19 protein-coding genes are annotated in these 23119 nt (G+C 63.3%); 3 read left to right on the forward strand and 16 right to left on the reverse strand.

The annotated features are described in order from the left end of the window. Positions 1 to 3: 3 nt before the first annotated feature. From NKH17_RS10345 to bglB, 8 genes are all read right to left on the reverse strand, one after another. Positions 4 to 3132, reverse strand: a complete 3129-nt coding sequence (locus NKH17_RS10345; protein WP_352895698.1) for a PAS domain-containing protein — start codon at positions 3130 to 3132, stop codon at positions 4 to 6. Positions 3133 to 3323: 191 nt separating this feature from the next. Then, complete coding sequence (locus NKH17_RS10350; RefSeq protein WP_352804450.1) at positions 3324 to 4412, reverse strand: ABC transporter ATP-binding protein; 1089 nt, start codon at positions 4410 to 4412, stop codon at positions 3324 to 3326. A gap of 7 nt (positions 4413 to 4419) precedes the next feature. Beyond that, positions 4420 to 5472 carry a carbohydrate ABC transporter permease gene (locus NKH17_RS10355; protein WP_352895702.1) on the reverse strand — a complete coding sequence of 351 codons (1053 nt, stop codon included), beginning with the start codon at positions 5470 to 5472 and terminating at the stop codon, positions 4420 to 4422. Then, positions 5469 to 6491, reverse strand: a complete 1023-nt coding sequence (locus NKH17_RS10360) for a carbohydrate ABC transporter permease (protein ID WP_502910586.1) — start codon at positions 6489 to 6491, stop codon at positions 5469 to 5471. Before NKH17_RS10360 ends, NKH17_RS10355 begins: the two co-directional genes overlap by 4 nt. Further along, the gene (locus NKH17_RS10365; RefSeq protein ID WP_352476707.1) at positions 6488 to 7756 is read right to left on the reverse strand and encodes an ABC transporter substrate-binding protein; all 1269 of its coding nucleotides are present in this window, start codon (positions 7754 to 7756) and stop codon (positions 6488 to 6490) included. Before NKH17_RS10365 ends, NKH17_RS10360 begins: the two co-directional genes overlap by 4 nt. A gap of 87 nt (positions 7757 to 7843) precedes the next feature. After that, complete coding sequence (locus NKH17_RS10370; RefSeq protein WP_352895704.1) at positions 7844 to 10363, reverse strand: hypothetical protein; 2520 nt, start codon at positions 10361 to 10363, stop codon at positions 7844 to 7846. Then, entirely contained in the window at positions 10360 to 11193 is an 834-nt protein-coding gene (kduI, locus tag NKH17_RS10375; RefSeq protein ID WP_352895706.1) for a 5-dehydro-4-deoxy-D-glucuronate isomerase, read from the reverse strand. Before kduI ends, NKH17_RS10370 begins: the two co-directional genes overlap by 4 nt. Then, entirely contained in the window at positions 11190 to 12290 is a 1101-nt protein-coding gene (gene bglB, locus NKH17_RS10380; protein ID WP_352895708.1) for a beta-galactosidase BglB, read from the reverse strand. Before bglB ends, kduI begins: the two co-directional genes overlap by 4 nt. Positions 12291 to 12389: 99 nt before the next feature. On the opposite strand from bglB, the gene NKH17_RS10385 reads away from it, so the two are divergent. After that, positions 12390 to 13469 (forward strand): LacI family DNA-binding transcriptional regulator, encoded by a 1080-nt coding sequence (locus NKH17_RS10385; protein WP_502910587.1) that lies wholly within the window; start codon positions 12390 to 12392, stop codon positions 13467 to 13469. Here the strand turns inward: NKH17_RS10385 and NKH17_RS10390 are convergent. Together NKH17_RS10390 and NKH17_RS10395 are read right to left on the reverse strand one after the other, a co-directional pair. Next, positions 13454 to 13936: a flavin reductase family protein gene (locus tag NKH17_RS10390; RefSeq protein ID WP_352895710.1), complete on the reverse strand. Its 483-nt coding sequence runs from the start codon at positions 13934 to 13936 to the stop codon at positions 13454 to 13456. The genes NKH17_RS10385 and NKH17_RS10390 overlap by 16 nt on opposite strands. Continuing rightward, positions 13936 to 15093, reverse strand: a complete 1158-nt coding sequence (locus tag NKH17_RS10395) for an LLM class flavin-dependent oxidoreductase (protein ID WP_352895712.1) — start codon at positions 15091 to 15093, stop codon at positions 13936 to 13938. The genes NKH17_RS10390 and NKH17_RS10395 overlap by 1 nt, the downstream gene beginning before the upstream one ends. Before the next feature lie 227 nt (positions 15094 to 15320). Between NKH17_RS10395 and NKH17_RS10400 the strand changes: the two genes are divergently transcribed. Continuing rightward, on the forward strand, positions 15321 to 15977 hold the full coding sequence (locus tag NKH17_RS10400; protein WP_352895714.1) for a GntR family transcriptional regulator: 657 nt from the start codon (positions 15321 to 15323) through the stop codon (positions 15975 to 15977). A gap of 60 nt (positions 15978 to 16037) precedes the next feature. Continuing rightward, positions 16038 to 17111, forward strand: a complete 1074-nt coding sequence (locus NKH17_RS10405; RefSeq protein WP_502910593.1) for a Gfo/Idh/MocA family protein — start codon at positions 16038 to 16040, stop codon at positions 17109 to 17111. Positions 17112 to 17140: 29 nt separating this feature from the next. On the opposite strand, the gene NKH17_RS10410 is transcribed toward NKH17_RS10405, so the two are convergent. The 6 genes from NKH17_RS10410 to NKH17_RS10435 all read right to left on the reverse strand — a co-directional run bounded on the left by NKH17_RS10410 (position 17141) and on the right by NKH17_RS10435 (position 22982). Next, positions 17141 to 18199, reverse strand: a complete 1059-nt coding sequence (locus NKH17_RS10410; RefSeq protein WP_352895719.1) for an ABC transporter ATP-binding protein — start codon at positions 18197 to 18199, stop codon at positions 17141 to 17143. A 39-nt stretch (positions 18200 to 18238) separates the two neighbouring features. Further along, positions 18239 to 19060, reverse strand: coding sequence for a carbohydrate ABC transporter permease (locus tag NKH17_RS10415; protein WP_352895722.1), 822 nt, complete (start codon positions 19058 to 19060; stop codon positions 18239 to 18241). Further along, positions 19061 to 19963 carry a carbohydrate ABC transporter permease gene (locus NKH17_RS10420; protein ID WP_352896023.1) on the reverse strand — a complete coding sequence of 301 codons (903 nt, stop codon included), beginning with the start codon at positions 19961 to 19963 and terminating at the stop codon, positions 19061 to 19063. Between the two features lie 35 nt (positions 19964 to 19998). Continuing rightward, positions 19999 to 21336, reverse strand: coding sequence for an extracellular solute-binding protein (locus NKH17_RS10425; RefSeq protein ID WP_352895725.1), 1338 nt, complete (start codon positions 21334 to 21336; stop codon positions 19999 to 20001). 62 nt (positions 21337 to 21398) lie between these two features. After that, complete coding sequence (locus NKH17_RS10430; RefSeq protein WP_023674176.1) at positions 21399 to 22058, reverse strand: GntR family transcriptional regulator; 660 nt, start codon at positions 22056 to 22058, stop codon at positions 21399 to 21401. A gap of 39 nt (positions 22059 to 22097) precedes the next feature. After that, positions 22098 to 22982, reverse strand: a complete 885-nt coding sequence (locus tag NKH17_RS10435) for a dihydrodipicolinate synthase family protein (RefSeq protein ID WP_254818486.1) — start codon at positions 22980 to 22982, stop codon at positions 22098 to 22100. Positions 22983 to 23119: the final 137 nt, after the last annotated feature.

The raw sequence follows: 23119 nt of genomic DNA on the forward strand, positions 1-23119 counted from the left end.
CAGTTATTGCGCAGCTTTCGCTTCAACCGGGAGAGTGAAGATGAATGTCGCCCCATGCGGCACGCTATTTTCCACCCAAAGGCGTCCGCCGTGAGACTCGATGATCGAACGGGAGATCGCGAGGCCCATGCCCATCCCGTTCCCTTTCGTTGTAAAGAACGGCTCGAATATCTTGTTAGGACGTTCGATACCCGGGCCTCGGTCGCTGACCTCGGTCTGGATCGTGTCCTCTATCCGGTGCACGCGCATCCCAAGAACCTTGTCGCCCGCGGTGGTGTCCATCGCCTCCATGCCGTTGCGAATGAGGTTGACCAGGACCTGCTGGATCTGGACGCGATCGAACGCAACCAGCGGAAGGTTGCTTTCGACGTCGATGTCCATGCGAACGCGACGCCGCATGGCTTCCTCGGCCATAAGGTCACGGGCTTCCGCAACGACGCTGGGGATCGGCGTACTGGTTCTCATTTCAAGCGAAGGTCTGAACAAGGCACGGATGCGGCTGACGACATCCGCCGCCGAGTTGGCGTCGCGGATGATGCGCTCGGCCGTGATCTTCGCGCGCTCGACGTTCGGGGGCTCGGCGGACAGCCAACGGTGGCATGCGTTCGAGTTGGCGACGATGGCGGCCAGCGGCTGGTTCACCTCATGAGCGATGGATGCGGAGAGTTCGGCAAGGCTCGCCGCCTGACTCGCACGCGCAAGTCTCTCTTGTGCCAGTCGAAGCTCCTCTTGTGTCCGCACCTCATTTTCGATGTCGAGGCAGATAACGTTCCACTGCACTATGGCGCCTTCAGCATTGCGCATCGGCGCGGCACGCGTCTCGACCCAGCGATATTCACCATCGAAGCGCCGCAGACGGTGCCGTCGCGCATACGGCTCGCCTGTGGCCAGACAATGGGCATATCTTTCTTTGACACCTGTCAGGTCGTCCGGATGAACACCGGCGTCGAGTGTGCCAGCCAGCCGCGACTTTCCCGCTTCGTCCAATTCCTCAAGATTGTATCCGAGGAATTCGCGGAGCTGCTGGCTGCGATATATCGGTTCGCCATCCGGCGCGGCGCAATCGATCATTGCCGGCAGCGTTTCAACGAGCTGCCAGAGAGCGCGTTCTCTCTCGCGCAGCGCCGCTTCGACGCGCAGCTGATCGTCGATGTCGTGCGTAAGACCGTACCACTGGACAATGCGTCCGCCGTGATCCCGCAGCGGCTCCGCGCGGCCCTCCATCCAACGATAAACGCTATCGGCACGGCGCAGGCGATACCTCATGAAGAAGCGCTCGCCGGTGGCAAAGCAGCTGTCGAGTGCTTCCTTCAGGCTGGCTGCATCGTCGGGATGGACGACGGTGGCAATGAAGGCCGCCAGCAGGCTCATGTCCGGTTTTTCCGCGTCCGCTATCTTCAGGCCGAGAAAATCTATCAGGCGCTTGTTGAAGAAGGTCGGCTCACCGTTGGGAGACAGCCGCCAGAGGTAGCTCGGAACCATGTTGACGAGTTGCGAGAGCTCTCGTTCCCGGTCGTGCAACGCCGCTTGCGTGGTCACCAGGTCATGGATGTCGACGCTCACACCGTACCATTGGAGAATGCTGCCATCTTCGTCGCGCAGCGGCTCGGCGCGAGTCTCGGTCCAGCGATAGCCGCCGTCGGCCCGCCGTTGGCGATATCTCTGAACGTAAGGCACGCCCGTTGCGAATGAATGGCGGATCGCCTGCCGTGCGGTGTCGATATCGTCTGGATGGATGACGCTCAGCGACGGCGAGCCGTCCGGGGCCGTGATGTCATGGAGCGTGGCCCCGGTTACATCGGTGAACCGCTTGTTGACGTAGGATGGCGTCCCTTCCGGTGTCGTACTCCAGATCAAAGCGGGCACGGTGTCGATAAGCTGCTGAAGGCGCCGCTCACTTTTGCGCAACGCCGCCTGCGCGCGCACCTCATCGTCGATGTCGAGAGAAACCCCGTACCACTGCACGACCGTTCCGTCGTCATCGCGCCGCGGCTCGACCCTGCACTCAGCCCAGCGATAGGTGCCGTCTTTTTCGCGCCAGCGAAACCGCATCGCGGAGCCGCCGCCAGTTTCGAAACACCTCAGCAACGTGCGCTGCACCTCGGGAGCATCTTCGGGATGAATCACCTCGTGCAGCAACGTTTCGATTCCCGGCTCGCCGAGCGCGTCAAAGTTCGCAATAACGGAGCGGAAATGGTCCTGGTATCGCTTGTTGAAGTAGACCGGCCCGCCGGTCGGCATCACGCTCCAGATACGGACCGGCACGGCGTCGATCATGTGCCGAAGTTGTTGCTCGCTCTGCCGCAACGCCGCTTCGGCGTGCATCTGATCGTCTATATCGTGACAGAGGCCGTACCACTGGACGATGCGGCCGGCGTCATCGCGCATCGGCTCCGCCCGGCTCGACATCCAGCGATAGACGCCATCGGCACGGCGCAGGCGATAGCGCATGGCGAAGCTCGCACCGGTAGCGAAGCAACCACGGAGTGCATCGCCGAATGCTGCCGCGTCGTCCGGATGAACGGCGGCCTGTATCATCGCCGCCAGCCGGCTCATTCCCGGTCGGTCCAGATCCGCTACGTCGAGGCCAAGAAAGTCAACCATGCGCCCATTGAAGAAGATCGGCTCGCCGTCGGGATCGAGCCGCCAGATGTGACTCGGGACCATATCCACGAGCTGCGAGAGTTCCCGCTCCCGGTCGCGCAATGCTGACTCGGCCCGCTTCTGGTCCTCAATGTCTATTGTCGTGCCGTACCATTGAATGATGCGCCCCTGGCTATCGCGAAAAGGTCGTCCTGAGCTTCGAAACCAGCGATAGGCGCCATCGGCGCGCCGCAGGCGATGCTCGGTATCATAGGGATCGCCGGTTTCGAGGCAATGCCGCCATCTGGCGGCTACAGGATCATAATCGTCGGGATGGACGGCTCGACGCCAGCTGAACTCATCGTTGTCTTCGGGGGTGTTGAGACCCTCATGCGTGTTGCCGATGAACGCCAGGGTATTTGGGCTGACATAGGTGAACCTTCCGATGGCATCGGCTGCCCACGCGTTGCCGGGCATGCTCTCGATGATTTGCAGCGCGAGCGTTGCTTCGGGGTCGATTTCGCCAAGTGAGTCGGACGCTGCTGTCATTGGCTTCTCCTGTCGGACAAAAAAGCCTGGGGAGGGTCAGCGCTTGATATAGCACTTGTTTTCAATATCTGGACAGGCGAACTCACCGCCTAAATCTAGTTCCGCCATGCCTCGGCTGCATCTCATGGAAATCCATGTATTGCGCGGAGATATCGCCACTACGAGGCCCCTAACGATGGCCTCGCGTGAGGCTAACGCGGTGGAACGCGCAGCCCGGCGGCATCGAAGAGATGCATGCGCTCCGGCGGCAGAGCGAGGTTGATCGGCGGCCCTTGCGTTTCAACGCCCTGCTGCTTGAGAACGGCGATCAGTTTGCTGTCGCCGGCAATGGTGGCGTGGACAACGGTTTCCGGTCCCAACGCCTCGGCCAGCGTTACCCGCGCTTCCACCGATCCCTTGCTGCCATTCGAAAGTTGGATGTCGTGTGGCCGGATGCCAAGCGTCGCGTCATCTCCCGGTTTCAGCGCGACCCCATCGGCCGCGATCGAGGCTGAGAGCCCGCCTGGACCTTCGACACGCACCTCGGCGCCGCTTGCCGAACGCACCTTCACCGGCAGCAGGTTCATCCGCGGCGCGCCGATGAAGCCGGCGACGAACAGGTTGGCCGGCGCGTTGTAGAGATCGAGCGGCCGGCCGACCTGTTCGATCCGCCCCGAGCGCATGACCACGATGCGGTCCGCCAGCGTCATCGCCTCGATCTGGTCATGGGTGACGTAGATCATCGTGGTTGCCAGCCGCCGGTGCAGGCCCGCCAGTTCAGCGCGCATGGTGATGCGCAGTTCGGCATCGAGGTTGGACAGCGGTTCATCGAGTAGAAAGGCGGTCGGATTGCGCACCACCGCACGGCCGATCGCCACGCGCTGCTTCTGGCCGCCCGACAGTTGACCGGGCCGGCGGTCGAGATAGGGAGCGATTTCCAGCATGCGCGTCGCTTCCGTGATCCGCGCGTCGATCTCGGCTTTGGGCATACGGATGTTTTCGAGGCCGAAAGCGAGGTTCTGGCGCACGCTCATGTGCGGGTAGAGCGCGTAAGACTGGAACACCATTGCCAGACCGCGCTGCGCGGCCGAAACGTTGGTGACGTCGACCCCGTCGATCTCGATCTTGCCGTCGGTCGGTCGATCGAGCCCGGCAATCAGCCGCAGCAGCGTGGACTTGCCGCAACCCGACGGGCCGACGAGGACCAGCATCTCGCCGTCACCGACGTCGAGGTTGATGCCGTGCAATATCTTCATCTTGCCGTAAGCGCGATCGATGTTGGTCAGCGTTATCCGTCCCATGACATCCTCACTTCAGCCCGGTGCCGGCAATGCCGGAAGTGATGTAACGCTGCAGGAAGACGAAGACGAGGACGACGGGGATCATCGTCACCACGGTCATCGCCAGGATGTAGTGCCACTGCACGTTTAGCTGGCCGGCATAGGTATTGAGGCCGACCTGGAGTGTGTAGAGTTCCTTGCGCGACAGCACCACCAGCGGCCACAGAAAGTCGTTCCAGCGCCAGACGACCGAGAAGATCGCCAGCACGGCGAGCGCCGGTGCTGCAAGCGGCAATACGATGCGCCAGTAGATCTGCCATTCGGAAGCGTTGTCCATGCGAGCCGCATCGAGCAGCTCGTCGGGGATGGTCAGCATATATTGGCGCAGCAGGAAGACGCCGGTTGGCGTCGCCACGGTCGGCAAGATCACGCCCCACAGCGAATCGAGCAGCCCAACGGCACCCACCACCGAATAGAGCGGCACCAGGATGACCGACAATGGCACCATCAGCGTACCGACGATCACAAGCATCGTCAGATCGCGGCCGCGGAACTTGTATTTCGACAAGGCGAAGGCGGCCATCGAATTGGTGAGCAGCGTGATCAGCGTCGCCATTCCCGTCACAAAAACCGAATTGCGCAGATAGCGCAGGAAGTCGAAATGAACGAAGGGCTCGGTGTAGTTCTCCGTCGCGAAGCCGATTTCGCGCACCGGCTGCCGGTCGGCGATGTTGATCTTGACGACATCGTTCGGCGCCTGCGGGTCTACCATCTGCGCCATGATGCCGATGCGCCGCACCTCGGCCAGCACCTTGGTCGAACCATCCGGCAACTTCACCTTGTAGAGGGTCAGCGGCTTGTCGTAGCCTTCGACCCTCGCCTGTTGGCTGACATAAGGCATTATGGTCGGGGGGAACTCGGCGAGCTGTGCCGGCGTCTTGAATGACGAACCCACCAGCCAGACGGCCGGACCGAACATGATGACAACGCCGCCGAGCAGCCACAGCCAGCTCACGATATCCGTCCAGTGCCAGCCGCGACCGCCGCGCCGGCGGGTCAGGAATGTCACGACCCGGCTCATTCGCGGGCTCCTTTCCGCTCACCCCGGCGTCCGACCTGCAGCTGAATCAAGGTGAGCACGACCAGCACCAACCCCATCAGGATCGAAGCCGCCGAAGCCAGCCCCGGATTGCGCAACAGGGAGGCGAAGCCGATCTCATAGATGTACTGCGTGATATAGAGGGTCGAGGTTCCCGGCCCTCCACCCGTCAGCACATAGACTTCGTCGAAGATCTGCACGGCGCGGATCAGCGTCAGCACGATGACGACAAGCAGATTCGGCATCAGCAGCGGCAGCGTGATGCGCCAGAACACCCGCGCCGGCTTCGTGCCGTCCATCTCGGCCGCTTCGTAAAGGTCGCGCGGGATCGCCTGCAATCCGGCAAGCAGGATCAGCGTGTAAAAGCCCATATGGGCCCAGACCGAAACGCTGACGGCGGCGGTGAACGCCCAGAAACGGTCCGTCAGCCAGTTGTGCGGCTCGCCGCCCAGATCGTGGACGATCAGGTTGAGCAGGCCCTGGCGCTGCAGGATCCAACGCCAGATCAGGCCGGTGACGACGGGCGACAGCAGCACCGGAAAGAAGAACACCGCGCGCCAGAAGCTGCGCCCGACGATCTCGCGGTTGAGGATCAACGCTGTCGCCATCGAAACGACCGTCATCAGTGCCACCTGCACGACGACGAACAGGCCCGTATTGTGCACGGCCTTCCAGAAGAGATCCTCATGGCAAGTGGCAGTGTCCAGGTAGTTGCCGCAATCGAGCAGGCGCTGGTATTGCTCGAGCCCCACATAGGTTCGGTCCTGCAGGAAGTAGGCCGTTCCCGACGTGGCCGAATAGAAGAAGTTGATGATCATCGGCACCAGGACGAAAATGCCGAAGATCGCCATGTTTGGGGCGAGGAAGAACGCGGCCATGCCACCGGTGCCCGTCGCGCGCTGCCAGAACTTCAGCGGCACGTTGACGATCGATGCCAGCCAGACGACCGGCGCCGCGAGCGCGGCGCCAGTCCATGCCTTCAGTGTCGCGGCGGCGGTCACTTCGCCTCGGCAACCTTGTCGGCGATATCCTGGTCGATCCTGCCCCAGGCATCGTCGAGGCTGAGTTCGCCGGCCATCACTTGGCTGACGCGCGTCACCAGCGCGGCGAAGTAAGCGTTGGCCCACTTCCACGGCGGCAGCGCATCGGCCGCCGGCAGGGTTTCACCCGCCGCCTTGACGAACTTGTCGAGCGCCGGACCGACGTTCTTGTCGGCCGAGACCCATTTCAGCCCGCCCTTGTCTACGACACCCTTGTGCGCGGGCAGAAACAGCGTGCGCTCGCTGAATTCTTTCACCACGTCTTCACGGGCCAGGTAATCCATGACCTTGGCGACGTCCTTGGGATTCTTGGTGTATTTGATGGCGACCAGCGCCGCGCCGCCCTTCACGCCCGAACATCCTGCGGTACCGCAGGGCGAGCCGGTTGCCACCCAGTCGAAACTATCGCCGATCTTGGTCGACAGATTGGCGACCTGCCAGCTGCCCGAATAGTAGAATGGGATCTGGGCGTTGATGAAGTCGTCGGCGGCCGCGCGATAGGTCGAGCCTGCCGCCGACACCCAGGTATCCTTCAGCATCAGCCCCTTGGCGGTCCAGTCGACGAGCTTGCCGACGAACGCCTTGGTGCCGTCGTCCACTTTCGCCGGCATGCCATCGGGGCCGATATAGTTCGCTCCGAAGGAGACATTCGGACCCGAAATGCGGTGACCGGAACGGTCGATGGCGAAGGCAGCCGGAAGCTGCTGGCTCTTCGCCACCTCGGCGGCGGCGGCGATCCAGTCGTCCCAGGTCGCCTTGTCACCGGGCAGCGGCACTCCGGCCTGTTCGAACAGCGTCTTGTTGGCGAAGCCGCCAGTGAGCGTGAGCTGGGTCATGAAGCCCGGGATGGCGTTGGAGCCGTCGGGGCGCATCCAGTCCAGCGTGTCCGCGAAATTGGCCTCCCAATATTTCGGATCGGCCACCAGTGGCCTGAGATCGAGCCAGTGCTGGGCAAGCTCCTTGATGTTGGTGACGCGGGCGATGTCCGGCCCCTGGCCGGCTTCGAGCTGGATGGGCAGCTGCTCCTGGATCACCTTGTAGGCGACGTTGTCGAGCGTGACGTGGATGTCGGGATTGTCCTTCATGAAGCGGTTCAGAATGTCCTGGATGACATCGCCCTCGACACCGTCCGAATACCACATGATGCGCACGTCGCCGGCAAACGCGCTGGTCGATGCGAGCAGACTGACCGATAGCGCGGCCAGCAAAGTGCGGGTCTTATTCATGCTTCGTCTCCTCCTTTAGCGGGGCGGCGCCCCGATGGTTCCAGCGGCCACGCCCTCTCCTCTTGAGCGTCGCAGCCGATTTCCTCCCTACTCTCTTTGCTTCATGCGCATCGCCTCACCGCGCACGGTCCAATTGGCCGGATCGAGTGTACGTCCCTCAGCCACAATCCTTGCGTCGGCCAGGAAATGCACCGTGCCGTACTCCGGGTCGTCGACGGTCAACTCGCGGTCGGGACCCGACCGCACAGACAGGCCGGCAAAGGCGCCCGCCCAGGCGTCGAGCGCCGGCAGATTGGCATTCCGATCACCGAGGCGGACGATCCATGTCGTCCTGCGTCCCGCCGCCCGCAACTCGTTGCCGGCGGTCGGGCCGGCCACGACCTGCGTGAGCGGAACATCCGTCTTCAGCATAACGAAGGCGTCGCCAGATTGCGCGAACGCCCGATCGCCACCCACTTGCACGGCATCGAAGGCACTTGCGGGGAACCAGGCGTGTGTAAAGTCGGGCTGTTCATCCGAGCAGGAGAAGCTAACTATGGCGAGGTCGCGGTATTGGTGAAGCCGGGGCAAAGTGCCTGAGCCGCCCCAATATGATGGTCTGCCATATCCCGACTGCAGCACTTCGCCGGGGTGGTTGATCCAGATCTGCGCATCCGGATTCTTGCCCAGCCGGGCGTGAATGACGGTCTCCTGATAGCCCCATTGGTTCCAGCGGTAGCCAGCGGCGCTGCCCATCGCATAGTCGCGCGTCTTGTAGTGGTAGAGCCGCGCGAAGCGGTCTTGTCCCTGCGCAAAAGTCCATTCCCACGCCGTATCGTCGGTGAGGGAAGCAATTGCAGCCAATCCATCCGGAACGCTCAAATCGTGATCCCGCAGACAGAGTGCCAGCTGCGGCAGCGCGTGAAAGCGCATGCCGTAATTGCCCTTGCCCCAAAGCATGCGGCAGATGCCGGATAATTCCAGGGAACGCGCGGCGCGCAGCGTGTGCTCATAGGAGCGGCCCTGCGCCCCGGTGAGGATGCCGCGATGCGCCGAGCGCGCGACGACTTCAAGCAGGCGTATGATTGCCTTGCCGGCACGTTCGGCGATGTCCTTGTCCGGGGCCAGCGCGTAGAGCGCGCACAGGCCCTTGAGGTCGATCGGGAAATAGGGCGCCGAGTTGAACTCGGCCATCTCCCATGCCTCGAAATGGTCGAGCCAGGCGCGCACACGCGCGGCTCCAACCGCGGACTGTTCGCGGCCAAGGCGGCCCGACCGCACGAACCGCACATCAGGCAACACGCCCCCAGCAATATAGGCGGCGGTGTGGAAGAGCAGCGCGTGGTTCTCGGAGAAGTACCACTGTACATCATTGCCGGGCTCGTCCATCCAGTAGCGATAGCCGAGGATGGCGTTGTCGACGCGCGCACGCAGGCTCGCTTCCAGCCGATCGCCATAGGCCATGCGGCACCACAGCAGCGGCACTAGGATGAAGTCGGCGCAATCGTGACAATCCTCGATCGCCGGCAGCGTGCCGGCGATCATGGCGTCGGTCTCGGCGCCCTGCTGTCCGATCGCCAGGCGCGCCAGCGCGCGCACGGTGTCGGCCTCGGCGTGATCGGCGACCTCGTGCAGGGCTTCACCTATACGCGCGGTAAGCGTTTCCGGCGCATCGCCCTGACGGCGCGCGTGGCATATCTCGACGCCGAAGACACGCGCTACGGCATGGTCGGCGACCTTCAGTGTCACCTTGAAATGGCGAAAGTCGGCCGGCAGCTGCTCGGTATCGGCGATCGGCAGCCGCGCCTGGCCCGCCGGCAGATCGAAGGCGAAGCGCACCGGCGCCTCGATCGACATGAAATCGCCTTCGATCTCGACCTCGACTTGCGCGTCGCGCGGCAGGGCCACGCCGGTGACGAGCGCCACCTCGCCGCCGTCATAGGCGGGACGCTCGAAATGCATGTCGTCGAGGGCTGCTTCCATCGCATCGGCAACGCCGCTCTCGACTTCGATCGGCAGTGCCACCGAAGCAGCCGGTCCGGATAGATAGTCGAGCTGGAAATAGTAGCGGGCGTCGCGCTCGGCGAGATCGTCGAACCACATGCGAATATCGTTACGGCCGGCCTTCAGCGCGATCTTGAAATGCGCGGCACTTTCCAGATTGCGGCCGTAGGGCGCCATCCAGCCGGCTTCCCCACCGTTGGCAAAGAGTATGGCGCCGCCGCATGTGCGCAGCCGCACCAGCGCCTCGCCAGTCGAGGCCGCCTCGATGGTGGTCTTGGCCCAGGTTCCAAGCACCGTCGGCCGAAACCAGAAGCCCGACAGGTCGATGCGCGGTGAGGCGAAGGGCAGCCAGGCGCGCTCGGCGCCGAATTCGGCGCTGACCTGTGGTCGCTTGCCGCGTCGTTCCGCTGCGAACTGCGTGCGGCACGGATATTCATGCGGAATGAAATTCTTGTGCTTGGTCAGGAAGAAGAAGGGATCCATCTCGCCTTGCATGGGCTGGTCGGCCACGTCGTAGCGCTGCTCGGCGATGGACCCGAGCCGCCAGTAGACGATAGGCTGCCCCGCCGTGAGCGGCCGGCGCAGCGTAAAGTCCGTCCGAACGCCTTGCGCGGCCTCGCTCATCGCAAATCCTTCACGGCAACTGGATCGACATCGGTATAGGCCTGGTTCTCGCCAGTCATGCCCCAGACGAAAGCACAGGGGCCGGTGCCGGCACCCATATGGATAGACCAGGCGGGCGACAGGACGACGTCGCCGTCAGCGACCATCAGGTGGCGCGTCTCGTCAGGCCGGCCCATCAGATGGACCACACGGTCGGCCTCGGCGAGGTCGAAGTAGCAATAAGCTTCCATGCGCCGCTCATGCAGATGCGGCGGCATGGTGTTCCACACACTGCCCGGCGCGAGGTCGGTGATCCCCATCAGCAAGAGGCAGGACGGTGCCACTTCGGGATGGATGTACATACGCAGCGTGCGCCTGTTCGCACGGGCCTCGTCGCCGAGCACAAGCGGCTTGGCTTCGTTGCTGACGATAAGCCGATGCGCAATATCGGCGCCGGCTGGCACCGAGTTCATGTAGAAGCGTGCCGGCCTCTCCGGATCGTCGCTCTCCAGCGTCACCTCACGCGCTCCGCGTCCGACATAGACGATGTCGCGGTTAGCGACGTGAAAGCGCCGGCCGTCCACCGCGACCGCGCCATTGCCGCCGAGATTGGCGATACCCATCTCGCGCGCGTCAAAGAAGAGCGGGGTGCCGACTTCGGCCCCGTTGCCGAATGCCAGCGGGTTGGCCAGCGGCACCGCGCCACCGACGATCATGCGGTCGACATGGGTGTAGACGAATTCGATCGCGCCGGGCCGGAACAAGCCGTCGACGAGGAACTCGGCCCTCAGCCGGTCCGTGTCCATGCCGGCAATATCGGCCGGCGACACGCCATAGAGCGTCCGCATCATGCCGCCTCCACCTTCGACTGCAGATGCCGCGCGCCTTCGGTCAGGCACAGAATGGCCAGCGCCTGCCCGTAGCCCGTCGGATGGATGGGTATATCGCGATAGAACTGCAGGTCGGCGCCCATGCGTGTGCCATAGGACACGTTCGCAACCACACCTTTGTCATCGATGTTCGCCACCACGGCTTCCAAGGCGCGGAGCCCGGCGGCACGGCACTCTGTCGAGCCGATTCCGAGCCGCGCGGCTTTCATCAAGCCGTAGCCGAAGCCGGCCGTGGCAGAAATCTCCTCGTAAGACGTCGGGTCGTCGAGCAGAGTATGCCAGGCGCCCGAACCCGCCTGCACCTCGAGCAGGGCGTTGATCTGCGTCTCCAGCACGCCGAGCAGATAGGCCCGAACCGAAGGCGCAATTTCGGCGAACTCCACCAGTTCCAGGATACCGACGGTAATCCAGGCATTGCCTCTCGCCCAAAGCGCGCGTGCGAAATTGTGCCGGCCCGCGAACGTCCAGCCGTGGAACCACAGCCCTGATGCCGGATCGGCAAGATAACGGGCGTGAACCAGGAATTGCCGTTCCGCTTCCTCGACGAAGCGGCGCTGGCCGGCAGCCTGGCCGTAGGATGCGAGGAACAGCGCCACCATGAACAGCGTGTCGTCCCACAATTCGTCGTCATTGACCCGATCCGAAACATCATGCTGGAAACCGCCTTCGGGCGTCCGCGGCAAGGCGATGACTACCTGCTCGGCCCATTCGCGCAGGACCGGCTCGAAGCGCGGCTGGCGCCGGCGTCGCCACAATTCGCTTAGCGCCAGCAGAGGCGCGGTGGTGTTGACGTTCATCGCCGGGAGACCGGGAGCGATGCGTCGATCGTACCAGGCCTCGATCGTCTGCAGCAGCCGATCGTCGCCGGTCTGCGCCCACAGCCGAACCAGCCCGTAGAGCCCCACGCCTTGCGGCCATTCCCAGCTGTCGAAGCTGACATAGTCGCCCGGCGTGCCGTCGAGATTCGGCTCATGGAACCGCCCGTCATGACGCAAGTCGGTCATGCCCGCCACGAGGCTGGCAAGCGCGGAATTCAGGCGTTCGGCCGATAGCGGCATCACTCCTCCCGTTTCTCCCGCTTCATCAGAACTGTTTCACAGTCATTTTTCTTGCGCAATCTGAAAATTTTTTGCATTAATCGGATAACTTTGCTGGAGATGACGGAGCGGATGAATATCCAGGGCAAGCGCGGCCGCCCCAGCCGCCGCATTCGACTTGAAGAGATCGCGGCGCGTTGCGGCGTGTCGGTCAGCACCGCCTCCCGTGCGCTGAGCGGCGTCGGCGGCGTGAGGGATGAGCTGCGCACCAGGATTATCGAAATAGCGAAGTCGATGAACTACGCCATTCCCGCCTCGGTTGCCGGCCGCAAGGTCATCCTGGCCGCAAGCAGCGTGGCAATGGTGGACAGTGCCCGCAATCAGTTCACCTACCATGTCCTTGATGGACTCAACGAGCGCGCCCGGTTGCTGGGCGTCGAACTGGTGACCCGGCCGGTTTCGGCGCCCGAGGACGAAATCGCGCTTCTGCGTGAATCCGAGCGCGACGACAGTGTCGCCGGTTGCCTGTTTCTGACGCTGGACGATGACGATGTGCTGACGCTGACAGCCGGCTTCGCTAAGCCGATCGTGCTCGTCAACGGCGACGATCCCTCGATGCGCCATTCGAGCGTGACGCCCTGCAATCGCTCTGGCGCCATGCTTGCCGCGCAGCATCTGATCGGCCTTGGCCACCGCCGCATCCTGTTCCTGATGCGGCGGGGCCGGCGCACAATCGAGCGGCGCTATGAAGGTTGGCGCGACGCGCTGATCACGGCCGGCATTGCCGGCTTCGACGACTTCGTGGTCGAGGTGCAGGACTGGCTGCCGGAACTTGCGAACAGAGCCGTGGCCGAGCGCATCGCGGCCCGCGGCCTCGATTTCACCGCCGTGCTGACGGCCGGCGACAGCCTGGCGTTTGGTGCCATCGCCGGCGTCCAGGAGGCCGGATATTCGGTGCCTGGCGATGTGTCCGTGGTCGGTATGGACGACTTGCCGCTCGCTGCCTTCTGCAACCCGCCGCTGACGGCGATGCACATTCCCATGCGCGAGATCGGATCGGCAGCACTTAGCCTGCTGCTCGACGACATGGCCCATTCGGGGTCGCCGCCGCGCCGCGTCGAGCTTGCCTGCAATCTCGTGGTGCGCCAGTCGACGGCACCAGCCCGGAGCGGCGCCGGCGGTCATCAACTGGCCTCTTGAGCGCGCGACTTGCCGCCAGCAAAGAGCAGCGGCAAACCCTCTTGCGTCTCCAGTTCAAGGACACGTCCAAGCAGGATCATATGGTCGCCAGCCGGGAAACGGTCGGCGACGCTGCATTCGAACCGCGCAAGCGCGCGCGGCAGCAATGGCACGCCGTGCTCGCTCCACGACAGGTCAAGATCGGCAAAGTCCGTCCCCGACTTCGAAAAACGCCAGCACAGATCGATTTGATCTTCCGCCAGCACGTGAATGGCGTAGTGCGCGGAATTAGCGAAGACTTCGAACCGGCGCGAGTGGCGGCCGATTGACCAGAGCACCAGCGGCGGATCGAGCGACACGGATGAAAAGCTGTTGGCAGTGATTGCGACCGGGCCGTCGGCCGTGCCAGTGGTGACGACCGTTACGCCGGTGGCGAAGCGCCCGAAGGCATTGCGCAAAAGGCGTGGATCGCACACGACATGCTCCATCAGCGGCGCTCCCCCGCTCCCAGTGGTGTCGCCGGGATCCGTTTCGGCACCCGGCCATAGGCGTGCGGGAGCGAGCATGTCTTGAGCTCGGGCAGCACCTTTGTGCCGAAATGGCGCGCCTCGTCGAGATGCGGGTAGCCGGAAAAGATGAAGGCGCGGATCCCCATCTTCATATACGCCTCGATTTCCGACAGAACCTGATCGGTCGAGCCCACCAACGCCGCGCCGCAGCCGGAGCGCGCTCGCCCGACGCCCGTCCACAGATGCGGCTCGACATAGCCTTCGGCATCGGCGATCTGGCGGTTCCTGGCCTGGTGCGATACGCCGAGCGATCGGGCGTCGAGCGCGCGCTCGCGGATCGCCCTGCCCTGCTCGTCGTCCAGCTTCGAAACCAGCTCCCGGGCATATTCCTTTGCCTCGGCCTCGGTGTCGCGCACGATCATGTGGACGCGCAGGCCGTAGTCGAGCGTCCGCCCATGGCGCTCGGCGCGTTCGTGGACGGCTTTCATGCGGCCGGCAAGTTCCACCCTGGTTTCAGGCCACATCAGGTAGACGTCGCACTGTTCGGCGCAAAGCTCGAGTGCGTCGGGCGAATAACCGCCGAAATAGAGCAGCGGACCGCCATTTTGCTGATAGGGCTTCGCCGGTGCCGTCGAGAGCCCCTTGAAACGATAGACCTCGCCCTCGAAATCGATGTTATCTCTGGTCCAGGCCTGGCGCAGTATCTGCACCACCTCGCGCGAACGCTGATAACGGTAGGCGCTGTCGGCTGTCTCGCCCGGAAAGTCCGACGAAATGATGTTTACCGTCAGCCGGCCTTCCAGCATGTGATCCAGCGTCGCAATCGTGCGCGCCAGCATGATCGGCTGCATCTCGCCGCAACGCACAGCGGCAAGCAGATTGATCTTCGACGTGATCGGCGCACAGCCGGCAACGAAGCTCAGCGTGTCCTGGCCGACCTGATAGGACGACGGACACAAGATGTTGCGGAAACCGAGTTCCTCGGACGTCTTCACGATCTCGGAGCAATGCGCCCAGCTCGAGCGCAACGCGCCGTCCGGAACGCCGAGATAGCGATAGTCGTCCGAGCAGAGTGCGGCGAACCACGAGACTTCGGCAGCTTCGAGATCCGGCGAGGTGATTGGGACGATGCTCATTGCCACTCTTCAGAATAGACGTCCGGGCCACTCTTCAATGACCTCCGGAGCTGCGAATAGGGCTTGCGTAGCATTCGTTTTGGTGTAGATCAATACTGTATCAATTTGGAGCCAAACCCGAAACCGGGATGCGATTGGAACACCGGATGCATTTGACAAGGGCGGGCCCCGGCCACCGATCCAGCCAGATGCGCGGCCCCCTGCCTGTGCACTTGCAGACCAGCGAAATGCTGATCCGCGAAATCGCGGCCGGACGGCTAGCCGACGGGGCGCGGCTGCCGCCCGAGCGCGCGATGGCCGCGAGCCTCGGGATTGCCGTCGGCACGCTCAGGCGGGCGCTGGCAGATTTGACCGAAAAGGGCCTTCTCGATCGCATCCAGGGCTCGGGTAACTATGTGCGGGCGCGCGGCGACTTGCTCGGGATCTATGCTTTCTTTCGCCTGGAGCGTATCGGTGGCGGCGGCCTGCCGAGCGCCGACGTGCTATCCGTCGAGCGACTGCCCAAGCCAGCCGACCTGCCGCAATTCGGCAGCGCCGGCGAAGCCCATCGTATACGCCGGCTGCGGCGGCTCGACGGAGAGCCGGCCGCGGTCGAGGAGATCTGGCTGGACGTCAGCCGCGCCGAGAAGCTCAAGCGCGAGGACCTGTCGGAATCCCTCTATCTCCACTACAGGCTCGTGCTCGGCTTTTCGATCGTTCGCGCCGAAGACCATGTCGCCGTCGCGCCTGTGCCGGACTGGGCCCCGCTCGAGTTCAGGCCACCGCCGGGGACGGTCGTGGGTTTCATAGAACGTATCGCCTGGGCTGGCGACGGCGCCAGCGCGGAATATTCCCGCAGCTGGTTCGATCCGGGCGCGGCGCGGTACGTCACACGTTTCAGATAGGCCGGAGCAAGACGCAGCGTGACCAGATCATCGATCGGCTACGGCATCATCGGCTGCGGCATGATGGGCCGCGAGCATATCCGCAACATCGCTCTGTTGCCCGACGCACATGTGGCCGCGATCTTCGAGCCGGACCCCGGCATGTTGGCGGCGTCACTGGCGGCGGCGTCGGGCGCGCGATCGGCGGCATCGATCGCCGAGCTGCTGGCGATGGACGAGGTGGACTGCATCTTGATTGCCAGCCCCAACCACCATCACCTCAGTCAGATGGAGGAGATCGCCGCACTTCGACCACTCCCGGTGCTGGTGGAAAAGCCGCTCTTCACCGCGGCCGCCGACGAGGGGCGAATCGCGGCGTTGAAAGCTCGGCTTCCGCTCGTCTGGGTGGCCATGGAATACCGCTATATGCCGCCCGTCGCCGCATTCGTCGAGCAGGCGCGCCACGCCACCGGCGGCATCCGCATGCTGACGGTCCGCGAGCACCGCTTCCCGTTTCTGGCCAAGGTCGGCGACTGGAACCGCTTCAACCGCAACACCGGCGGCACGTTCGTCGAGAAATGCTGCCACTTCTTCGACCTGATGCGGCTGATCCTCGAATCCGACCCCCTCCGCGTGATGGCGAGCGCTGGACAGGCCGTAAACCATCTCGACGAACGCTATGGCGGTGAGAGGCCGGATATCCTTGACCATGGCTATGTGCTGGTTGATTTCGCGAGCGGCGCGCGCGCCATGCTGGAACTGTGCATGTTTGCCGAGGGCAGCCGCTATCAGGAGGAACTCTGCGCTGTCGGCGGCGAGGGAAAGATCGAATGTCTGGTGCCCGGACCAGGCCGTTTCTGGCCGACCCACCTTGGCCCTGCGCCAGTGCCCCAGTTGATCGTCAGCCCGCGCAATCCGCCTGGACCACGACTGCTGGAGATTCCCGTTGACCCCCGGCTGCTCGAGGCAGGCGACCATAACGGTTCGACCTTTTTCGAGCACGCTCGCTTCACCGCTGCGGTGCGCGGACAAGGCAAAGTGGAAGTGACCTTGCGAGACGGCTGGTGGGCCGTCGTCATGGGCCTCGCCGCCGAGAGATCGGCCCGCGAAGGCCGCGCCATCGAACTCGCCGGTGAATTCGCATTGCCGACCTAAGGCCAACCACGCATTCACCAACCACCGAGTCAGATGCGCCGACCGGTTGCTGCGTCGAACAGATGCGCACATACGCGATCGATTTCGATCCGCACCCCTTCGCCTTGCTTGAGCGCAAGCCTTTCTCGGAAGAGGCAGGAGATTTCTTCACCGGAGCAGTCGACCCTGGCGAAGATTTCCGAGCCGGTCGCCTCGAGAAGCGTGATCGTGCCCGGCACGCCCTGCCCGGTCGCCCGGATATGTTCCGGGCGAATGCCGTAGACGAGTTCGCGTCCTGCGGCATCCGCCGGCTGGGCGCCTTCCGGCAACGGCAGGATCAACCCGCCGGCGCTGCGGAACACGCCCTCCTCGATGCGGCCGGCAATGAAGTTCATGGCGGGCGAGCCGATGAAACCGGCAACGAAGAGGTTGGCCGGATGGTCGTAGAGGTCCAGCGGCGCGCCGATCTGCTCGACCAGGCCGTCATGCAGCACGACGATCTTGTCGGCCATGGTCATGGCCTCGATCTGGTCGTGCGTGACATAGATCGTCGTGGTACCCAGCCGCTGGTGCAGGGCCTTGATCTCGCCGCGCATCTGGACGCGCAATTTGGCATCGAGGTTGGAGAGCGGCTCGTCGAACAGGAAGACCTGTGGGTCGCGTACGATCGCGCGGCCCATGGCGACGCGCTGGCGCTGGCCGCCAGAAAGCTGGCGCGGATAGCGGTCAAGCAACTTTTCCAGGCCAAGAATGCCGGCTGCTTTCCGGACCCGGCCAGCGGTGTCGGCCGGATCGGCTTTCTTGATCTTGAGGGCGAAGCCCATATTGTCGGCAACAGTCATATGCGGATAGAGCGCATAATTCTGGAACACCATGGCGATGTTCCGGTCCCGCGCGCGCAGATTGTTGACCATGCGTTCGCCGATGGCGATCTTTCCGCCGGAGATCGTTTCAAGGCCTGCGATCATGCGCAGCAGCGTCGATTTTCCGCATCCCGACGGACCGACCAGGATGACGAATTCGCCGTCGGCGATGTCGACGCTGACGTCGTGAATGATCTTGGTGGCCCCGAAGGCCTTCTGCACGTTATTGATTGTTACCGATGCCATTGGATCTTTCCTGGAAAAGAGTGATGTCAGGACGCGCCCTCAGCCGCCCTTGACGGCGCCGGCGGTCAGCCCCGCGACGATCTGCCTTTGCGCGAACATGGTCAGGATCAGCACCGGCAGCGTCACCACCAGCGCCGCCGCGGCGAGCGGGCCCCAACTGACCTGCTCGTAGGACAGCATGTTGTAGACGGCGACCGGGAGTGTGCGCGTCTCACGGCTGGCGAGCACCACGCCGAAAACGAAATTGTTCCACGAGAAGATCACGGACAGGATGAAGGCGACGACGATGCCCGGCTTGGCGATGGGCAGGGCAACCAGCCGGAAAACCTGCCACGAGCTGGCGCCGTCGATGTTGGCCGCCTCCTCCAGTTCCATCGGCGTGGTCTCGAAATAGCCGATCATTACCCAGACCACGATCGGCACCGTCACCACCAGATGGATGATGATCTGCGGCCAGAGCGTGCCGAGGATCCCGATCCATTGAAACAGCAGAAACAGCGGGATGAGATAGGATAGTCCGGGCGTCATACGGGCGATCATGATGACGACCGCCGATCGTTCAGCCTTGAGCCGTGCGATACCATAGCCGGCCGGTACGCCGATCAACAGCGCCAGCAAGGTCGCCGTGCCGGTGACCAGAATCGAATTCCAGAGATACAGCAGGAAATTGTTCTCCTCGAACACTTTCACATAGTTCGACCAGGCGAAACGTTCGGGGATCAGGATCGGCGGATAGGCACCGTTATCGATTTCGAATTTCAGCGACAATGAGATCATCCAGAGGAAGAACAGGATCGCCGGCGAGACGAAAACCAGGGCAGCGAAAAACAGACCGATCTGGTTGAGCAGCCGTGAACTCATCTATTTGCCCTCCGTATCGATCCACTGCGAGCGTTGGCGCAGCATAAGCAGGACGAAGGACAGGGCCACGATGACGACGAAGAACACCACGGCCATGGCCGAACCGTAGCCGATATCGTAGTAGGAGAAGGCGGTGTTGTAGAGATAGATGTTGATGGTCTCCGACGCCGTGCCCGGGCCGCCCTGGGTCATCGCGTAGATGATGTCGAAGCTCTTCAACGCATCGATGGTGCGGATGATGACCGCGATCATCAGGAACGGCGCGATCATCGGCAGAGTGAGATAGCGGAATTGCTGCCAGGCATTGGCGCCGTCGATCTCGGCGCTTTCGAAGGGCTCGCGCGGCACCGAGGCCAGCCCGCCGAGCACGATCAGCATGACCAGCGGCGTCCACTGCCAGGTCTCGACCGCAACCAGCGACGGGATGACCGTGTTGGCGTTGAATATCCATTCCTGAGCCGGGATGCCGACCAGCGACAGCAGGTAGTTGAGCACGCCAAGCTGAGGATGGAACATCATGGTCCAAACCAGTGCCACGGCAACGGGTGTCGCCATCATCGGCATGACGAAGATGCCGCGCAGCAAGCCTCGCAGCGGAAACCTGGCGTCGAAAATCAGGGCGGCCAGAGTGCCCAGCAGCATCGGCGCTGCAACCGAGAGGAAGGTGTAGGTCAACGTATGAACAAGGGATTCCCAGAAACGTGGGTCGCTGGCCAGGCGGAGATAGTTTTCCATCCCGGCAAAGCTCCGCGACTGGCCGAGCGTCCAGCGGTTGACGCTCATCCACAGGGTGAAAGCCCAGGGGAAGACGATGACGGCGCCGACGACGACGAGTGCGGGGACAACGAAAGGCCAGTAGTTGGGAGCCAGCCGGATGGTCTGGCTCCCGTCGATAACCGGCATCGTCACCCCGGTCTGTTCTGGGGTGGTGGCCGACATCAGCCCTGCTCGCTCCTGTCGAGAACCGGCTGGAACTGCTCGGTGGCCTTCTTCAGCTCCGCGGCGGGATCGGCGCCGGCAATCATGTTGGTCAGCGCCACGCCATAGATGTCGCGGAATTCGGTGACGGGGATGATGACCGGCAGCGCCAGCCGGCTGATATTGCCCGAGCCGACCACGGCATCGAGCCAGCTTGCCGGCATGGTGACGCCTTCCCGCACCTTGGGATCCTCCAGCACGGATTTGCGGAACGGAACACCGGCGCCGGCCTGCAACAGCCGCGCGCCCATGGCTGGCGATACCGCCCACTGGCAGAACAGATAGGCAGCTTCCTTCTTCTCGCTGGCGGCGGTAACGCCAATCCCGTCGCCGAAGGTGCCCGAGGCATGCGCCTTGGGACCCTTGGGCATGACGCCATAACCGACCTTACCGACTACCCTCGACTTTTCCGGGTTTTCCATCGGCGGGGCAAAACCCACACCGTCGAACCACATGCCGATCTTTCCCTGCAGGAAGGCAGACTGTGCTTCGGCCCAATTGAACCCCGTGACGCCCGGAGGGGCGGACTTGGTCATCAATCTTTGATAGAGCGCGGCAGCCTCGACCGCCTCGGGAGCCTCGGTGCGCAGCTTGCCCTTGTCATCGAGCGGTGTCATGTCGTAGCCGAGCATCAGCGACGTCCACACCGGCGTGTTTGCGTTCTTGAGCCCGCGGGCGACGAAGCCGCATGTATTGGTCGAGGGGTCGGTCAGCGCTTCGGCGGCGGCCACCAGTTGCTCGAAGGTCTCGGGGTATTTGAGGCCCTTGGCCTCGAACAGCTCCTTGTTCCAGTAGAGGATCCAGTAGTCCACCGAGAAGGGTAGCGAGCGCAGCACGCCCTGGCCGTCCTTGGCAAACAGCATGCCGGCTTCGGCGAAGTCGCTTTCGACCAGCGCCGGATCGGTGAGCGACGGGTCGGCGAGATAGCCGGCGATGTCGGCCAGCCAGCCGCCCTTCTCGAACTGGCGCTTCTGCACGTGGTAGCTCAGATGCACGACATCGAAGCTCGGCTTGCCCGAGCTCAACTCGATCACCGTCTTCTGGCGCTGCTGCTGCTCGGGCGTCGCCTCGGCATTGACCTTAATGCCGGTCAGTTCCTCGAACTCGGCAAGATATTTCAGGATGGTGTCGCTGCGCGGGCTTTTCACCAGATTGACGTCAAGCGTCGTCCCGGCAAAGCGTCTCCAGTCGACGCCTGCGGCAAAGCCGGGGCGAAGCCCCACAAGGCCGGCAGCAGTTAGCGCTGCGGTTCCGGCAAGGAGTTGCCTCCTGGTTGGGTTGAACAGATTGGACGACATTTCTTCCTCCCGGTTGCTGTCGTTGTGGATGCGCCGCGAACCCGCGGCGCGGCTATATTTCCTCAGATCTGGAGCGCCAGCCGGCGCGCATTGTCGATATGCAGACTGATCGCTTCAACCGCCTTTTGCGGATTGCGGCTCTCCATGGCTTCGATGACCGCCAAATGTTCGCGCATCACCGGCACGACACGTCCGTCGATGCGGAAACGCTCCTGGTGGATCAGCCGGATTTTCACCGAGTTGACCAGATAGGCCTTGGCGATAATCTCGTTGCCGAGCGCATTGATGAAGGTGTCGTGCATTGCCCAGTCGATGTTCTGGGCCTTGGCTTCCATTTCCGGCGTCGGCGCCTGTCCCAGAGCTTGAGCCAGCATCTCCTCATGTTCGCGCCGCATGCGGGCAAGTTCGGCGTCAGAAGCGCTGGTCGTGAATAGCGCCACTGCCTCGCGTTCCATGAACAACCGAAACTGAAACGCCTCGCGGATCAAATTGATGTCGATATGCGCGATCTGCATGCCGCGCTGCGGGATGGTGGTCAGCAGTCCCTCAGCCTCGAGACGCGGGACGATCTCGCGAATGGCGCCCAGCGGCAGTCCGGTGAAAGCGACCAGTTCGCGCTGTGACACGAATTGCCCCGGCCGCAGATCACGGGCCAGCAAATGCCGCGTGAAGCTGGCATAGGCTTTCTCCCGGAGAGTGATCGGTTCGCTGCCGTCTTCCACTTCAGCTCGCTTCCTTGTCGGTCAGCCCGGCCTTGTCGGTCAGGCCGCCTCTGTCGCAAACAGCCTGTCGTATGCAGCAGCAAGCTGCCGCTGTCCTTGCGGGCCGATCGCCTCCAGGGGCGGGCGAACCGCCAGCCAGCGCTCGTCGCCGATCTTGCGTGCGACCATGACCTTCACCGCCGGCGTGACCGGGTATTTGAGCAATTCGAGCACGAAGTCCTCGACGCGTGAGTCGTCGCGGCCCTCTTCGACCATTGCGCGGATTTCGCCGGTAACAAAATTAGCCATGCCGGAAATCGCACCCTGTCCGCCGCGGCGCACGCTTCTCGCCAGATGCCGTTCGTCGCCGATGAGGATCACCAGATCGCCGTGCGCTTCAAGCAGCGCCTCACTGTAACTCCAGTCCCCCCCGGAATCCTTCACCCCGGCCACCGCGGCGGGAAAAGCGGTGCGCAGCCGGCCGATCAGCCCAAGCGGGAGTGGCACCATGGTGACTGAGGGGATGTTATAGAGGAGCACGTCGCGCGCCAGCGGACCGAGTGCGGCGAAGACGGCGGAAAACCATCCGAACAGCCCGTCCTCGCCAACATTCTTGAAGTAGCTCGGCGGAGCCAGCAGAATGTTGCGAACGCCGCGCTGCAAAGCGTGCCGGGCCTGATCGGCGGCATCTTCGGCTGCATCGACCAGCACGCCGGTAACGAGCTGATGTGCCGGAATACCGGCCGCCAGCATGGCCTCGATCACGATCCGCCGCTCGTCGGTGCCGACCGAGGCTCCTTCGCCGGTGGTGCCGAACAGCGTCACACTGCTGCAGCCGGCGCCAAGGCAGGCTCGGGCATGGGCGATCATCGGCGCGAGCGCTATCTGCCCCGACGGGTCGAAGGGTGTGGTTAGGGCAACCGAAAGACCAAAGCGGGAAGCCAATACGAACTCCGTTGAAATCAATGTGCACGTAGCGTTAGCACACTAACATGTCAGATGTAAACTGGCGATCGGCATCGCCGACTGGCGCTGCCGCGGCAGCGCCATCGCCGATGATTTCCCGCGTCTGAGCATCACAT

It is taken from the genome of Mesorhizobium sp. M1334 (genome assembly GCF_040317995.1).
GTDB lineage: Bacteria > Pseudomonadota > Alphaproteobacteria > Rhizobiales > Rhizobiaceae > Mesorhizobium.

What these genes read in the sequence shown, in the direction of transcription:
- NKH17_RS10345 (WP_352895698.1), bottom strand. Translation starts at nt 3,132, where the DNA reads ATGACAGCAGCGTCCGACTCACTTGGCGAAATCGACCCCGAAGCAACG.
- NKH17_RS10350 (WP_352804450.1), bottom strand. Translation starts at nt 4,412, where the DNA reads ATGGGACGGATAACGCTGACCAACATCGATCGCGCTTACGGCAAGATG.
- NKH17_RS10355 (WP_352895702.1), bottom strand. Translation starts at nt 5,472, where the DNA reads ATGAGCCGGGTCGTGACATTCCTGACCCGCCGGCGCGGCGGTCGCGGC.
- NKH17_RS10365 (WP_352476707.1), bottom strand. Translation starts at nt 7,756, where the DNA reads ATGAATAAGACCCGCACTTTGCTGGCCGCGCTATCGGTCAGTCTGCTC.
- NKH17_RS10370 (WP_352895704.1), bottom strand. Translation starts at nt 10,363, where the DNA reads ATGAGCGAGGCCGCGCAAGGCGTTCGGACGGACTTTACGCTGCGCCGG.
- kduI (WP_352895706.1), bottom strand. Translation starts at nt 11,193, where the DNA reads ATGATGCGGACGCTCTATGGCGTGTCGCCGGCCGATATTGCCGGCATG.
- bglB (WP_352895708.1), bottom strand. Translation starts at nt 12,290, where the DNA reads ATGCCGCTATCGGCCGAACGCCTGAATTCCGCGCTTGCCAGCCTCGTG.
- NKH17_RS10385 (WP_502910587.1), top strand. Translation starts at nt 12,390, where the DNA reads ATGACGGAGCGGATGAATATCCAGGGCAAGCGCGGCCGCCCCAGCCGC.
- NKH17_RS10390 (WP_352895710.1), bottom strand. Translation starts at nt 13,936, where the DNA reads ATGGAGCATGTCGTGTGCGATCCACGCCTTTTGCGCAATGCCTTCGGG.
- NKH17_RS10395 (WP_352895712.1), bottom strand. Translation starts at nt 15,093, where the DNA reads ATGAGCATCGTCCCAATCACCTCGCCGGATCTCGAAGCTGCCGAAGTC.
- NKH17_RS10400 (WP_352895714.1), top strand. Translation starts at nt 15,321, where the DNA reads ATGCTGATCCGCGAAATCGCGGCCGGACGGCTAGCCGACGGGGCGCGG.
- NKH17_RS10405 (WP_502910593.1), top strand. Translation starts at nt 16,038, where the DNA reads ATGATGGGCCGCGAGCATATCCGCAACATCGCTCTGTTGCCCGACGCA.
- NKH17_RS10410 (WP_352895719.1), bottom strand. Translation starts at nt 18,199, where the DNA reads ATGGCATCGGTAACAATCAATAACGTGCAGAAGGCCTTCGGGGCCACC.
- NKH17_RS10415 (WP_352895722.1), bottom strand. Translation starts at nt 19,060, where the DNA reads ATGAGTTCACGGCTGCTCAACCAGATCGGTCTGTTTTTCGCTGCCCTG.
- NKH17_RS10420 (WP_352896023.1), bottom strand. Translation starts at nt 19,963, where the DNA reads ATGCCGGTTATCGACGGGAGCCAGACCATCCGGCTGGCTCCCAACTAC.
- NKH17_RS10425 (WP_352895725.1), bottom strand. Translation starts at nt 21,336, where the DNA reads ATGTCGTCCAATCTGTTCAACCCAACCAGGAGGCAACTCCTTGCCGGA.